Raw genomic sequence first — 14,711 nt, 5'->3', positions numbered from 1 at the left:
TCGAGCCGGGGCCCATAGGGTGGGCCCGTGACGACGACCCGCCTCTCGGCCCGCGCGGCCATCGCCTCCGTGACCGACCCCGGCAGCTTCGCCGAACTCCCCGCCCCGCAGCGGGAGTCCGCCCCCGACGGGCCCCTCGCCTGGGCCGGGTACGACGACTCCCGCGCCCGCGCCACCGCACGCACCGGCGAGGATGAGTCCGTCGTCACCGGGACCGCCCTCATCGGCGGCCGCCAAGCCGCCCTGATCTCCTTCGAGTTCGGCTTCCTCGGCGGTTCCCTCGGCGAGCGCACCGGAGACCGGCTCGAAGCCGCCTACACGTACGCTCGCGAACACCGGCTCCCCCTCGTCTCGCTGATCGCCACCGGCGGCTCCCGCATGCAGGAGGGCATGCTCGCCCTCACCCAACTCCAGCGCGTGGCCCGCCAGTGCGTCCTGACCCGGGCCGCCGGGCTCCCGCAGATCGCCGTGCTCCGCGATCCCACCACCGGCGGCGGCTGGGCCACGCTCGGCGCCGGGGCGGACGTCGTGCTCGCGCTCCCGGGCGCTCAGGTCGGCTTCGCGGGCTCCCGGGTGCGGCCGGCGGACGCGGACCCGGCGGCGTACACCGCCGAGGGCCAGTACGCCGCCGGACACGTGGACGCCGTCGTCCCGCCCGCCGGGCTGCCCGCGGCCCTCGCCGACTGGCTGCGCGTCCTGGCCGCGCCCCGCTCCGCCGAACCGGTCGCGCCCCCGGCCGCGCTGGCGGACGTACCTCCGCCGCCGACCGGCTGGGAAGCCGTACGGCAGGCCCGCCACCCGGACCGGCCGCGCGCCGAGGCGTACCTGGAGGCGTACTTCTCGCTCCGCCTGCCCCTCTGCGGGGACCGGGCGGGCGGCACGGACCCCGGGATGCTGTGCGGGTTCGGGCTGCGGGAGGGGCGGGCCGTCGCGTACGCCGCCCAGTGCGGCACCGCCACCCGCCCGGCCGGATACCGTACGGCGGCCCGCGTGATCCGCCTCGCGGACCGGCTCGGGATCCCCGTGCTCACCCTGGTCGACACCCCCGGCGCGGCCAACGACGCCGCCGCCGAACACGCCGGAGCCGGAGCCGCCATCGCGGACACCTTCGCGGCGGTCGCGGCGGCCGCGGTCCCGGTCACCACCCTCCTGATCGGCGAGGGGGGTTCGGGCGGAGCCCTCGCGCTGGCCGCGCCGGGGAACACCTGGGTCACCCCGGACAGCTACTTCTCGGTGATCGCCCCCGAGCTGGCGGCGGCCATCCTCAAGCGCCCCGCCTCCGAGGCCCCGTCCACGGCGGACCAACTCCGCATCCGCCCGCAGGACCTGGTCGCCCTGGGCGTCGCGCGCGGCGTGGTCGGGCCCGCCTGACCGGACTCCCCGCGTTGTCAGAGGCGTCGGCCAGGATGTCCGTCATGACGGACGGAATAACCTGGCTGGCCGCGCCCCAATCGATCGCCTTCGGCGGCTACAGCGTGGTGATGGCCCGCGGGCTCACCCCGGAGGAGCTCGTCGGACGCCTCGCGGAGAGCGTGCACGGGCCCGAGCACACGGCCGTACCGGTGGGCGACCTCACCGGAGCCGAACTCCTCGCCCTGCTGGTCGACTACGAGGACATCGGCCTGCGCCACGGCCGCAGCGGCGAGTGGTCGTACGCGGTCGCGTACGGGGGCTGGATGGGCGAGTTCGGCGGCAGGCCGCCGCTCTCCCGCGGGGGCGTGGACATCTGCCACCTGGAGTTCGAGGAGGAGAACGGCAAGCCGGTCCCGCCGCAGTTCGCGCACACCCGTGACGGGGTCCTGCTCAGTGCCTTCAACCTGCACCTGGACGGCTCCTGGGGCTACGACGGGGTCGACGGCGAGCCCGGGACGGCCTCGCGCCTGCAGGCCGCGCTGACCGCCGCGGGCCTCCCGGCGGACGAGGGCACGGACGACGACGCGGACGACCGGGAGGTCCACCGCACCGCCCTCGGCGTGCTGGAGCGCCACTTCGGCCTCTCGCTGCCCCGGGAGGAGATCGTGAGCGGCACGCTGCCGGCCGTACTCCTGGAACCGGCGTGAGCGGCCGTACGAAGGCCTGCCCGCGGGAGGGCGGCGAATCCGCCGCCCCCGCCGGACACGGCCCGGCCTACGCCTGCGGCGTCCTCGCGTCGTAGCGGGCGAACCCGCGCCAGCGCAGGGCCAGCAGGAGCAGGACCAGGACGCACCCGAGCCCGCCGCCCGTGATCGCCACGGCCGGTGAGGTCAGGTCGGCGGCGGTCCCGGCGAGGAAGTCCCCGAGCCGGGGCCCGCCCGCGACGACCACGATGAACACGCCCTGCAGGCGCCCGCGCATCTCGTCCGGGGTCGCGGCCTGCATCATCGTGGAGCGGAACACCATGGAGATGGTGTCGGCGCAGCCCGCCGCGGCCAGGAAGAACAGCCCGAGCCACAGGTTCCGGGTGAGCCCGAAGACGGCGATGGCAAGCCCCCAGGCGGCCACCGAGATCAGGATCGCCAGCCCGTGCCGGCGGATCCGGCCCTGCCAGCCGGAGAACAGCCCGCCCAGCAGCGCCCCGACGGCGGGCGCGGCCACCAGCAGGCCGACGGTCTTGGCGTCGCCGCCGTACCAGAGCACGGCGATGGCCGGGAACAGTGCCTTCGGCTGGGCCAGCACCATGGCGGCCAGGTCGGAGAAGAAGGTCATCCGGATGTTGGGGCGGGTGCCGAGGAAGCGCAGTCCGTCCAGTACGGAGGCCCGCCCCCGCTTGCCGCCCTCCCGCTCGGGCAGCATCGCGGGCAGCCGCCACACGGCGTAGAGCGCGGCGCAGAAGGTGACGGCGTCGATCAGGTACGCGGCCTGGTAGCCCCACCAGCCGACGATGAGCCCGCCGAGCACCGGGCCGATCATCGTCCCGGAGGTCATCGTCACCGAGTTCAGCGCGTTGGCGGCGGGCAGCTGCTCGGTCGGCAGCAGCCGCGGGATCATCGCGGAGCGGGCGGGTCCGTTGAGGGCTCCGCACACCGCCTGGAGCGCGACGACCGAGTACAGCAGCCAGACCCGGTGGTAGCCGAGGAGCGCGGCGCCGGCCAGCGCGATCGACAGGGCCGTCAGGCCGAGGGAGCTGTAGAGGCCCAGCTTGCGCCGGTCGAGGGTGTCGGCGATGGCCCCGCCGTAGAGGCCGAAGACGACGAGCGGGACGAGGGAGAAGAGCCCGACGAGCCCGACCGAGAAGCTGGAGCCGGTGATGTCGTAGACCTGGAGCGAGATCGCGAGGGCGGTCATCGCCTGGCCCATCCAGGAGATGGTGCTGCCGACCCACAGCCGCCGGTAGTCCGGGGAGGTGCGCAGCGGGGTCAGGTCGGCGAATATCCGCGTCGCGCGTCGGGCGGGTGTGGGCGTGGGGGTGCTCGTACCGGTCACAGCGGATGATAACCAGCGGGTGTTCGGCGGCCCCAGGCGTTAACGGGCCGGGAACCCTGCCGCGGCGCCGCCTGCGGCCCGGCCCGGTCCCGCACGCGCACCAGTCGCCCCACCCGGATCCGCGGCCTCAGGCCGGGCCGTTCCTTGCCGGTAACTCGCCACTGTCACACGACATTTGACTGAATCGACGTGCGCTCCTCCCCTCCCGTTCAGCTCATGATGAAAAGACTCGTATGTCCAGGGAGGCGTAGTGATCGAACCTGGCAACAGCACCACGAGCACCGGCAGCGCGGACAACGGAGTCCACGCGACCCCTCTCACAGCCCCGCTGACCGTGGGGGTCGAGGAGGAGTTCCTCCTCGTCGACGCCCGCACCTTCCGGGTGGTCCCGGCCGCCCCGCTCGTCCTGGCCACCGCCGCCGGCCTGCCCCACGAAGTGCACCCGGAGGGCACCCGCTACCAGGTGGAGATCTCCACCCCCGTCGCCGACTCGGCGCCCGTGCTGCGCGCGGAGCTCGCCACGCTGCGGCGCACCCTCGCCCGGGCGGCCCGCGCCCACGGCTGTCGGCTGCTGGCCGCGCCCTCGCCGGTCGTGGCCGTGGAGGGGCCGCTGCACCTGACCGACGACGAGCCGCGCCAGCGCGAGCAGCACCGCCGCTTCGGCTCGCTGACCGACACCCTGGTCAGCTGCGGCCGCCACATCCACATCGGGACCCTCGACGTGGACACGGCGGTGGCGGTGTCGAACCGGGTCAGACCATGGCTGCCGACGCTGATCGCGATGGCCGCCAATTCGCCGTTCTGGGGCGGCCGTGACACGGGGCACGCCAGCTGGCGGGCGATGGCCTGGTCGGGCTGGCCCTCGGCCGGGCTGCCGCCGCACTTCACGTCCACGGCCCACTTCCGGCGCTCGGTGCAGACCCTGCTCGGCTCCGGGGCGGCCCTGGACACGAAGATGGTCTATTGGGACCTGCGCCCGTCCGGGCACTGGCCGACGCTCGAGATCCGGGCGCCCGACATGTCCCCCGACATCGACACGGCGATCCTCCAGGCGGAGCTGGTCCGCGCCCTGGTGGCGACGGCCCTGCGGGACATCGCCGAGCTGCGTCCGGAGCCGGCGCTGCGGGACGACGTACTGCGCCTCGCGCGCTGGCGGGCGGCCCACGACGGACTGGAGGGCTTCGGCCTGGACCCGTACACGGGAGCGGAGATCCCGGCGGCGGACCTCGCGGAGGCCCTGCTGGACCTGGTCGCCCCGGAACTCGCGGCGTCGGACGAACTCGACCACGCGGCCAAAACCCTGGGAGGCCTCCTGCGCGACGGCTCGGGCGCCCACCGCCAGCGCGCGGCCTTCGCCCGCCGCCAGGACCTGAACGACGTACTGCGCCACTTGGCGGACGAAACCGAGAACTTCTAGCCCGCTCCCCCTGCGGCCGCAGGCTCACCCTCGCCTGCGGCCTATCAGGACCGCCCGGAACGTGGGCCTATCCCCGGAGGAAGGCGTGGATCGCCGAGGCGATGGCCGTTCCGAGCGGGATGGGAACGGCGTTCCCGATCTGGGTGGCGATCTCGTTCTTGCTCCCGCACCAACGGAACGTCCTGGGGAATCCCTGGATGCGCGCCGCCTCGTAGTGCGTGATCGGACGCAGCTCCGTGGGGTGGAGGTAGCGCCCCTTCTCGGGCTTGAAGAATTCCGTCCGAATGGTCACGGACGGAGCACTCGTACGCAGTCGACCCATGACGTCGCCCGTTCCGTTGGTGTGCCTGTCCCAGCTCTCCGTCGAGAGGTATTCGACGGGAGTCGTCACACCGGGCGGATTCGGCACGTCGAATACCTGGACATCTCCGCTCTCCTCGAGCGTGAACCACTTTCCCCGCAAGTCTTTCCGATTTCCACCCGGCGGAATTGCCTTGTATCGGGCTATCGAAAGAGGCTTTGGATTGCGGCCGATGTGCAACTCGGTCGTGCTGAAAGTGCCCGCGATCTCGGAGCCGATCTCGGCGATACGCTTCTCCCTGTTCGGGAGTTCGGTCCCCCGGATGGAGAGCTTCTTCGATTCGGCAAAGACACTGCCGACGGGTCGCCAATGGTCGACGGCGTCATCGAGGCCGTCGAGAGTCTGCACGCCGTCACCCTTGACGCTTTTCGGCGGCTGCTTGTGCGTCGCGACCGGATAGGACATCCGCCGGTCCTTAACAGCATCACGTCGGACCCCGATGACGATGGCGCGCTTACGCGCCTGGACGGCGCCGTGATCCGCCGAATTCAGGACATAGCGCTTGTTCTTCACCTCCGCCTTTTCGCCGAGCTGGTGCCCAGGCGGATCGACCAGCACATAGTCCTCCAGCTGGCCACCCGCCCCCACCTCTCCGAGCAGGTTGAGGAACTCGTCGGACTTCACGAAGTCCACGACGTTTTCGATCACGAAGACCTTGGGGCGAATCGTGCGGACGACCCGTACGTATTCCTCCCAGAGGCGATTGCGTTCCGCGCCCTTCTTGTCCCGATTCAGGGCGGAGAACCCCTGGCAGGGCGGACCGCCGACCACCACGTCCACGTCGTACTCGGCCGCCGTCGGTTCCCACTCCTCGATCGGACCGACGTGCACCCGCGCCTGCGGCAGGCTCGTGTCGGTCCGGCCGCTGCCGAAGTTCGCAGCGTACGTCGCGGCGGCGGCCCTGTTGTGCTCTACGGCCGCGAGGCTGTGGAAGACCGGCCCCCCGTCGGTAGCTCCGCCGGGCCGGAATTCGTGGAACCCCTGGGTGAAGCCGCCACAGCCGGAGAAGAGGTCAACGACGGTGATCGGGTCGGAGTTGTGGGGACGGGGTTCGCGCATAGGGGTGATCCTAGTCGTGGAGAGCCGCTGCGATGGCCCGCCCGACGGCGGCCGCGAGCGGCGGGGGCATGGCATGGCCGATCTGCCGGTACTGGGACGTCTTGCCGCCAGAGAAGCGCCAGTCCTCCGGGAAGGCCTGGATCAGTGCGGCCTGGTCCAGGGTCAGTCGCGGCGAGCCGTCCTCGGGGAATGTGTCGTCGGGAACGCCGTCGCCGAGGCTTGTCCCGTTGACCCGAAGGGTGGCCCACGCCTTCTTGCTTCCCGTCGGCCCCAGATCGGCTCCGCCCCGTCGCTCCGAGCCGCCGACGAGAGCGGGCGCGATCCGGTCGGCCTCCTTGATCCATTGCGCCGCCCCCGGCCACCCGCCGCGGGCCATGGACGGGCCGAGGACATCACCGACGGTCGGAGGAACCTCGTGGTCCGGCTCGGGCCAGACGAAGCCGGCGGCGTACTCGCGGCGCAGAGCCACGAGGAAGCCACTGTTTCGGTTCTGCGGCACCCCGAAGTCCGCGGCGTTCAGGACGCGCCATCGCGGGAGATACCCCATGCTCAGCAGCTCGGCCTCCATCCACCGGCGCTCTTCGGCGAAATTCTCGCCCTCCACCAGTTCCGGCAGGTTCTCCAGCAGGATGGCCTTCGGCCTTATCTGGAGCGCCAGTTGCACGGCGCGGTTCAGCACGTTCCTTTCCTCGTTGTCCTCGGCGCGGCCGACGGTGGCGGAGGACTTCACCCGCGGTAGTCCACCGCTCACGAGATCGACGCCGAGGATCTCCGGACGTTCCTCCGGCCGAAAGTGACTCAGGTCCATGCAGATGACGTCCCAGGCAGGCCGATTGAGGTCGATCGTGAAGCACGCATCGGCCTTGCTGTCGATCAGGACGACCGGATCGAACCCCGCGCGCTCGAGGCCGAGGGCCTGGGCGCCCGCGCCCGCGCAGATCTCCACTGATGTGAAGCGGCGAGGGGTGGCCGGGACCCGGCGATCCTGTCGAGGCAAGCCGGGGTGCATCGATGCTCCGGATTCGGGCGAGGCGGCTGCCACGGCGAGGCTGCCCGCATGGGCCACGGACCCCGCTCCCATCCCGCCGACACCACGTTGAGCCTCGACGGCTTCCATGGCCACCCTGCGCAGCTCTTCGTCCAAGGCGTCTTCCTCCACCCCGTCGAAGAGGACGAACGGCGCCAGCCTGAGCAGTCTCTTGAGGAAGTCACGGAGAGTGTCACGCTCGGTGACGGTGGTGAGGTCGAGCCCACTCCAAACCCGCAAGATCGCCCGGACGAGATGAGCACTCCCGCCCAGAGCCGCCCGACGCGCGTAAATCTGGTCGAACGCCGCCTCTCCGAGGATGTCGAGGGCGTCGTACGGCTCGGGACGGTCGGGGGAATGGACGAGTTGCGCCCGCCACCACAGTCGCCCCAGCACGTGCCGGGTCAGGTCGGTGCCGAGGACGCGGTCCCCCGGCGGCTTCGGATAGCGCCAGAAGGCGACATCGGGCAAAAGCACCAGGGCGAGGAAGGCCCAGACATCGGGCGCAGCCGCCTCGGCCGGCACCATGTCCATCTCCTTGTGCAGGAGGACGGCCAGCTTCAGGTCGAACTGCGCCCTGCGGGTCCGGTCGCTTTCACCCGGAAATCCCGCCTGCTCCGCCAGGCCCACGACGAGTTCGCGCAGTTCGCGCAGTCGGGCGTTCGGTACCCGGTCCCCGCCGGTGGCCACGTAGACCGCCGCGTCGTGAGCATCGGCCACGCGGCCGGTCAGCTCCGAAATCTCCAGTCGCGCGTACCCCTCGAAGAGGGGCTTGGCCTGCGCGGAGAGCAGCCGGGGGTAGAGGAAACTCATCATGCAACCTCGAAGATTCTGACCGCCGCCTGGAGATCCGAGGCGAACAGCGCCGGCGCCTGAAGTCGGCGTAGCCGGACATCCGTGATCGATTGCCCGGGGAAGAGCCTGTCGAAGAGACCCAGCAGAGTGGAGCCGAGCGATCCCTCGGGAAAGTCCGCCTCATCGGCGAAGTCGTCGCTGTTGAGTCCGTGCTCGATCATCACGCGCGCCACGTCCGCGTACACGGCGGAGAGCACCACGCGGTCGACAGGCCGGGGGCGGCCCGCGTTCCGGAAGGCGGTGGTCGTCACCGCATTGCGCTCGTTGACGAGCAACAGCAGCGAGCCCATGGTGGCGCTCTCGAGGCCTCCGCTGATCTGCAGGTGCCACGCAGCCCCTTCGGGAAACGACGTGCGGGCGAAATCGATCACCGCCATGGGGTACTGAGGCGCATCACCCTGGAGTCGTACCGACGCACGGTCGCTCCACAGCACCGACCCTGCACGGCGCGGCGCGGCAGGTCGTGCGAAGTCGAGATGGTCGGCCAGGAGCAGTGCCGTGTCCAGACGGACCACGCCGCCCAGGTCCTCACCACGGAGACGGACGTCGATCGGGACGGAGACGACCCCGGAGTCCGTCAGCCGCACCTGTCGCGCGGGCCCGCTGAGCCTGGACCCGGTGGCGGTCCACACCGTGGACAACATGAGCGGCGCGTCGGCGGGGAGGCCCGACCCGGCACGGGCACGATCCAGGTCGACCCGCACGACCCTGACCACGTGCAGGTCCATGCCGTAGTCCCAGTCCGGCAGCGCGTCCGAAAGCGGCAGCTCGCCGTCCTCGACCACACGGCGCCACCCCTCGGCGCTCACGACGTCCTCGGGCGGAACGCGGTACGGCAGAACGCGCCTGCTCACGGGCCTGTCACCGCCTCGACACGGACACCGATCTCGGTCATCGTGTCGGCTGCGGGCCTCACGAGGGCTCGCCAGACGCCGTTGCCGCCCTCGATCACACAGTCCTCCGGCTCGTGGAACCGCTCTTCATTGTCCTGCCAACCGATCAACGTCGGCATGCTCGCGCCCACGGGCGGATCGGTCTCGCGGACCCCGGCCCCGGGGAGCACGACGGCCAGTTCGATCCTGACCCGTTGCTGCCCGGGAACCGGCAGTCGGAACTCTTGGACAAGCAGCGAGTCGGCACCGCGATCCTCGTAGTAGGGCTCGCCGACGTACTCCACCCGTGGTCGTCGGCGCGATGGCGTCCCAGTGTCCCCGGCAGCGGTTGCGCCTGAGCGTGAAGCGTTGCCGACCGCGGTCGAGGACGACCTGCCGTCCGGGGACGGCGAGGAGTCCGCCTCCGGCTTGCGGCGCCGCGGATCATGGACGGCCGTGCTGCCGGGCTTCCCGTAATCGGTCGCCCCGCCAACACCCCAGGTCCCTCCCACCAGCCCGGAGAAGTGGCTGCTCGCCGCTCCGAGGGCAACGCTGCTCGCACCCGGTCGGACAGTGCCGTGCAGACTGAGGAGACCCTCGAGTGCCTCATCGATGCGGGTGAACGTCGTCTTCACGAAAGTGCTCTCCGGGTACGAGAGCGACTGCGGATGCCACGCGTCGTGTGTGGGAGGCTCGGCCTTCGCGTAGACCTCGTCCATGCTCACGTCGGCACGAAAGACGCCCGCGTACCCCTGGTTCTCGCTCGGCGGCTTCGGTCCCCGGCGATAGGTGACGACGAGTTCGGCGGGACGCATGAGACACACGTGGTGGACGAGATCCTCGACGTCCATCAGTCGAGAGGCGCGCGTCGGTTCCAATGGTGGTAGGACCCGCTTGACCAATCCGAGGCGTCCCAGATACCGCTTGGGACTCTTGCACTCCAACCGGCTGCCGCCGGGTCCCACCATGTTCTCGTATGCGGCGACGAACAAGTTGAGCGGACGAGTCTGTCGAGGGTCCGGCACCGGCTGTGGAACGCCGTCGCACGACACGGAGAAACGCATGGCCGGCGGCTCGCCACCGACGGAGATCATCTTGGGCCACAGGTGCCAGGCGAGTGAGTCGGCCAGGTACGAGGTGGCCTCCATCGGCTTGAGTTCGTCGAGGTCCGGGTCGACGACGACGATCGTCGTGCCGGTCTCGTCCGGACCGAACGGCTTGAGTCCAAGACGGTGCGCGACGGACTCGGCCTCGGATCCGACAAGCGGCTCCACCACGTCACCGGACGTGTCGCCCCACCAGTGTCGCCCCGTGTAGCGCCGACTCCCCCCGGGCTCGGCCCCCGTGTAGCTCTTGTACAGCGTGCAGCCGATGAGCCGCGTCTCGGCGCCCTGCACGGTCCGGCACCGCGAGTGCACCAGGACGGTACCCGGACGGGACAACAGGAAGAAGATGCCCTTGCCGAAGCCGTACGTCCCGCCACCCAGAGGTGTGTCGCGGGGCTCGCCGATGTTGCGGATGAAGTTGACGAAGTCTCGGTCGGGCCCCACCGCCGCGTCGGCTCGGGTGGGCCCGCCCAGACCTCGTGTGCCTCGGTCGGATACGGCGAGCACGCGGATCGAACCCTGCTTGAGGGTGTCCCGGAGGGGGAAACGCTCCGCTCCGGCCGGCGCACCGTTGAGGAGCATGCGCCGCCAGGCCTCGGCGTGCCCGGGGCCGACCGTCCACAGGTCGATCCCGTAGTCGATCGGCGCGGAGGAGTCGAGCGGGCGAGCGTCCCAACTGTTCTGCGCCGACTCGCGCACCAGGATGGTGAGGAGGTCCAGTTCGGGGCGACCCAGCTGATTACGGATGCCTTCGGCGGCGCTCGCACCTTCCGGCGGGTACGGCTGTGAGTACCAGGACGGCTGCATCACGCGGCTCCCTGCAACAGACTCTCGACCGCCCGGGAGACCTCGGACGGTTGCATGGGAAGAGGGACCGCGCCCGACAGGTCGACGGTGTAGGAGACGTCCAGCACGGACACGGGCACGCCGGCCGCCATGAGCGCCTGCGCGGTCAGTCCTGGGAACTCCGGGCCCACCCGGTACCACCGCTCCTCGCGCACGGCGAACCGAACGTCCTGGTATCTCTCGGCGTCTGTCACGCGATATCCGACACGGGCCAGCGAGTCGAGAAGGGCACTCTCGTCGTCGCACAGACGCAGCAGTCGATCGACGAGCCCGGGGACGGTCTCCCCTACGGTGGGGCCGGCCGCGCGCCGCAGCCCCATCCATACGAGCGACAGTTGCCCGCCCGTGGGCGCTTCGAGCTGGTCGAGGCCGTGTATCCGGGCTCGCCTGCCCTCATCGGCCGTGCTCGTCTTCACCTCGACGGCATCGGTCGCACCGGAGAAGTCGTGGCGGTGGCCTTCAGGACCCGACCACAGACGGTGTGCGCTCGGGTCCAACTCCAGCAGCCGGTGCAGCACGGCGAGTTCGCCGAACAGACCCGCGAGTTGGTCCGGCCCAAGCAGCGTCCCCTGCGTGCGGAAGAGGGACCGCCACCGGTCCAACACGCGGTACAACGCTTTGACCGGGTTCTCGGGCAGTTCCTGCGCGGCGCTCATGATGTCGACACACAACTCGGTGAACAGATCACCCAGGTCGTCGCGCAGGCAAGAGAGATCTGCGTAGAACTGATACGCCTCCTCGTCCTCCAACGGCCGCTTGCGCAGACGCAGACCCGGACCGTCGAGACCGGCGCGCAGCCGCCTGTCGGACGGGATCGGTATCAGGATGTGGCGTCGACCCTCGTAGTCGATCCCGACCACGAGCGGTCCATGGACGACGTCGACCGGAAGCGGGTCGACACGCAGACGCCCGTCGCCTGTGGGTGCCTCGGCCTCCAGCCGCACCCAACTCTGCGCCATGACCCGACGGAATGCCTCCTCGCTCACGTGTCATCGCCCTCGAGGAGACTGAACACGTCCTCCTCTTCCAGCAGACCCACGGGGAGCTTGGCGGAGATGTACTTCTCCACGGTGCTGTCCTTGCCCACCGACTCGGGGAACACGAGTCCGACGCCGATCACGTGTTCCTCGGCCCCCAGCGCCTCACGTGACCCCTCCTTGGAGGGGTGCGGCTCGGAGTCCTTGTCGATCGGGTACAGCACCAGGAGACCGGTGTCCGGCGCCTGGGCCTTCCGCAGTTCCTTGATGCCCGCCTCGTTGAGTCGTGAGGTCTCCCCGGTCAGGTCGACGGCCGCATCGCGGCGGCTCATCAGCGTCTTGATGTCCGCCGTGCCGTCCTTGGCACCCTTGCTCTTGAGGCGGGCACGAGTGATGCGGCCGACGGTCACGTCGGGCCCAAAGGTGTAGTCCTTCTCCCCGACCGGATTGCCGATGACAGCAACGTTCCACCGTCCCAAGGAACCGGCGTTCGAGACCCGCTTGCGGATGTATCCGACGATCAGGTCGGCGTCGTTCTCCGGGGAGTCCTCGTGGAACTTGTAAGTTTGCAGGAAGTCGACGACCCTCTCGTGAGGTACGTCACGGAAAACGTACCGGCCGTCCTCGGGGCATTCATCGGCCCGCACGGAAGTGGCCACCGATGCCTCGACCAGCATGTGTGCGGCCTCGGCATTCCGGCGCAGCCACGCCGCGTCGGTCTGGAAGTAGTGGGTCTGCACGCGCCGGCCGCTGTAGGAGGAGGCAGCCGTGACGGCATCGCGCATTTTCGCGGCCGCGGTCACCCTCAGCGACGGATGGGTCCGCAGGCGTACGGCGAAGGTGAGGGGGTCCTCGCTTTCGGTCAGGTAGACGTCGATGTCGCGACGCATCTCGGTCTCCACCGTGGCGAGGTGACGGAACCACTCGGCGAGCTCGTCCGTCATCCAGATCCTGGGCAGATCGGCATAGCCGTTGCGGAAGCCGAACCAACGACCCATCTGCAGCAGGGTGTCGTAGGCGGAGACGGCTCGGACGAAGTAGCTGACGGAGAGGCCCTCGAGCGTGAGTCCACGGGAAAGGGTGTTGCCGCCTACCGCGATGGCGACGACCGGGCCGTTCTCGTAGTCGAGGCGGTCTTCGCTGCTGGAGTTGTCCATGATGACCCGGCAGTCGTCCAGGACTGCCGGCAACACCTGGAGCAGCTCGTCGAACGGCACGGGCTTCTCGCCGAACTCCTCGGCCGGGACACGAGCGGTCTCCTCTTCCCACAGCCGTCGAAGTCCTTCGACGGCTGTGGGGTCCGCCAGGGACTGTGCAACACGCTTTCGCAAGTGCAGCAGAGGCTCCCTGAAGCTGTTGTGGACAGAGGTGTTGACACTGGTGTGGATCAGCATCGTGTTATGCGGGTTGCCTGTTCCGCGTACCCGCCGAGCTGCCGTGACCAGCCAGAAGTACTCGACGGCGCGTCGCAGCGTGTCAGTGATCACGGGCTCGAAGCCTTCGACTTCGTCCCGTGTCATCGGCCGCACGCAAGGCACGTCATCCTCTGGAACGGACCTGATCATGTCGTGACCGTCGTCGACCTCGTTCGGGTCCTCACCGTCGAGTGCGTAGCGGCCGAACAGGACCTCCGTACCGAAGTGCCCCTTCGGCTTGGGCAGGTTGACGACGAAGTGCTCGGGATAGAGGTCCCGGCTGCTCGGATCGATGAGGAGGTTCGCAAAGGGTGAGGCCGTGTAGCCCACGTAGGCGGACTTCGGCAAAGACTTCATGATGGACAGGATGAGTGGGTTGATCGATTTCGTCGCCACCGTCGCCTGGTCGGCCTCGTCATCGATGATCAGCGCCGGGCAGTCCTTGAGGTAGTCCGAGGCGCTCTCCAGCCATCGGGACAGCTTGCGCAGCACCGTCGCGTTCTTCTTGACCACGCACAGGACATGGGTGTTGTTGCTGCTGCCGAAGTAGGCCGCAGGATTCTGCAGCGGCGTGAAATCCCTGTCGAGCCCCGTCAGCTGGGACCACCGAGAGGGGTTCGGTTCCACCAGCTGCTGGACGAGCCGAGCCTGGGTCTGCCGCCGGAGGCCGTTGTGGATGCCGGCGAGGACGATGAACAGCTTGTAGCCACGATCCGCCGCCTTGGCCATGACCGAGGTGAAGCTGGTCGTCTTGCCCGACTGGACGTAGCCGACGACCAGACCCTTCGTGGTGAAGGCCCGTTCCTTGGGGTGATTGAGAAGGGAGGTGATCCGCGTGGAGGAGTCGTCGAGACTCCGGATCGCGGGTTCCTGCGGCCAACCATCCTTCCGGAGCAGTTCGGCGATCGCCGGCCAGTACTTGTCACCCGGCTGCGGCCCTGTGTACCAGGTGTCCCGGTTGCCGAGGACCACGGACTGCGGCTCCTCAAGCTCCTTGATCCGGATCGTGTCGGCTTCGTGCCGCTCACGGATGCGCTGCATGACGTCCTGGCTGACGCCGAATGCCTCCAACCGCTTCACAGCCTCAACCGGAGGGAAACGATCGAGGAGGGCCACGAACGTCTCATAGTTGTCGTTGAACTCATCGGTCATGGCCTCGACCGCCCCCGGTTCTCGCTCGTTTTGGCCGGTGGGGTCCTCGGGGCCCTTCCGCCTCCACGGTTGTTCAGTGAACGACGCGGGCGCCCCGAAGAGCGCACCGACGTAGCACCCTCATGCAACGTCACACATTATTGAGCGAATCCGTCTTGCCGCACAGGTTCTCAGCCATGATCCACCGCTCAGGGTGGCCACCGGCATGCCGCAAATCAGAAA

Annotated in this window: 10 protein-coding genes; 3 read left to right on the top strand and 7 right to left on the bottom strand. The window is 69.6% G+C overall.

The features are described 5' to 3' along the window. Positions 1-27 precede the first annotated feature (27 nt). A complete protein-coding gene (locus ACFYZS_RS14910; protein WP_389011455.1) occupies positions 28-1,371 on the top strand; it encodes a carboxyl transferase domain-containing protein in 1,344 nt (447 codons plus the stop codon). A 44-nt stretch (positions 1,372-1,415) separates the two neighbouring features. Next, a complete protein-coding gene (locus ACFYZS_RS14905; protein ID WP_389011452.1) occupies positions 1,416-2,060 on the top strand; it encodes a hypothetical protein in 645 nt (214 codons plus the stop codon). 67 nt (positions 2,061-2,127) lie between these two features. On the opposite strand, the gene ACFYZS_RS14900 is transcribed toward ACFYZS_RS14905, so the two are convergent. After that, positions 2,128-3,402, bottom strand: a complete 1,275-nt coding sequence (locus ACFYZS_RS14900) for an MFS transporter (protein ID WP_389011448.1) — start codon at positions 3,400-3,402, stop codon at positions 2,128-2,130. Positions 3,403-3,652: 250 nt separating this feature from the next. On the opposite strand from ACFYZS_RS14900, the gene ACFYZS_RS14895 reads away from it, so the two are divergent. Continuing rightward, a complete protein-coding gene (locus tag ACFYZS_RS14895) occupies positions 3,653-4,819 on the top strand; it encodes a glutamate--cysteine ligase (protein ID WP_389011445.1) in 1,167 nt (388 codons plus the stop codon). A gap of 67 nt (positions 4,820-4,886) precedes the next feature. Here the strand turns inward: ACFYZS_RS14895 and ACFYZS_RS14890 are convergent, their stop codons facing one another. The 6 genes from ACFYZS_RS14890 to ACFYZS_RS14865 are packed head-to-tail and all read right to left on the bottom strand — an operon-like array spanning position 4,887 to position 14,489. Next, positions 4,887-6,239, bottom strand: coding sequence for a DNA cytosine methyltransferase (locus ACFYZS_RS14890; RefSeq protein WP_389011442.1), 1,353 nt, complete (start codon positions 6,237-6,239; stop codon positions 4,887-4,889). Positions 6,240-6,249: 10 nt separating this feature from the next. After that, positions 6,250-8,082 carry a DUF6339 family protein gene (locus tag ACFYZS_RS14885; RefSeq protein WP_389011439.1) on the bottom strand — a complete coding sequence of 611 codons (1,833 nt, stop codon included), beginning with the start codon at positions 8,080-8,082 and terminating at the stop codon, positions 6,250-6,252. After that, on the bottom strand, positions 8,079-8,975 hold the full coding sequence (locus ACFYZS_RS14880; RefSeq protein ID WP_389011436.1) for a hypothetical protein: 897 nt from the start codon (positions 8,973-8,975) through the stop codon (positions 8,079-8,081). The genes ACFYZS_RS14885 and ACFYZS_RS14880 overlap by 4 nt, the downstream gene beginning before the upstream one ends. Continuing rightward, a complete protein-coding gene (locus ACFYZS_RS14875) occupies positions 8,972-10,909 on the bottom strand; it encodes a hypothetical protein (protein WP_389011433.1) in 1,938 nt (645 codons plus the stop codon). Before ACFYZS_RS14875 ends, ACFYZS_RS14880 begins: the two co-directional genes overlap by 4 nt. After that, a complete protein-coding gene (locus ACFYZS_RS14870) occupies positions 10,906-11,931 on the bottom strand; it encodes a PD-(D/E)XK motif protein (RefSeq protein WP_389011430.1) in 1,026 nt (341 codons plus the stop codon). Before ACFYZS_RS14870 ends, ACFYZS_RS14875 begins: the two co-directional genes overlap by 4 nt. Next, positions 11,928-14,489 carry a Z1 domain-containing protein gene (locus ACFYZS_RS14865; RefSeq protein WP_389011427.1) on the bottom strand — a complete coding sequence of 854 codons (2,562 nt, stop codon included), beginning with the start codon at positions 14,487-14,489 and terminating at the stop codon, positions 11,928-11,930. Before ACFYZS_RS14865 ends, ACFYZS_RS14870 begins: the two co-directional genes overlap by 4 nt. Positions 14,490-14,711 lie beyond the last annotated feature (222 nt).

The organism is Streptomyces sp. NPDC001903 (assembly GCF_042891345.1).
GTDB lineage: Bacteria > Actinomycetota > Actinomycetes > Streptomycetales > Streptomycetaceae > Streptomyces.
This window is presented reverse-complemented; position numbering and strand designations above follow the sequence as displayed.

What these genes read in the sequence shown, in the direction of transcription:
- ACFYZS_RS14905 (WP_389011452.1), top strand. Translation starts at nt 1,416, where the DNA reads ATGACGGACGGAATAACCTGGCTGGCCGCGCCCCAATCGATCGCCTTC.
- ACFYZS_RS14865 (WP_389011427.1), bottom strand. Translation starts at nt 14,489, where the DNA reads ATGACCGATGAGTTCAACGACAACTATGAGACGTTCGTGGCCCTCCTC.
- ACFYZS_RS14890 (WP_389011442.1), bottom strand. Translation starts at nt 6,239, where the DNA reads ATGCGCGAACCCCGTCCCCACAACTCCGACCCGATCACCGTCGTTGAC.
- ACFYZS_RS14885 (WP_389011439.1), bottom strand. Translation starts at nt 8,082, where the DNA reads ATGATGAGTTTCCTCTACCCCCGGCTGCTCTCCGCGCAGGCCAAGCCC.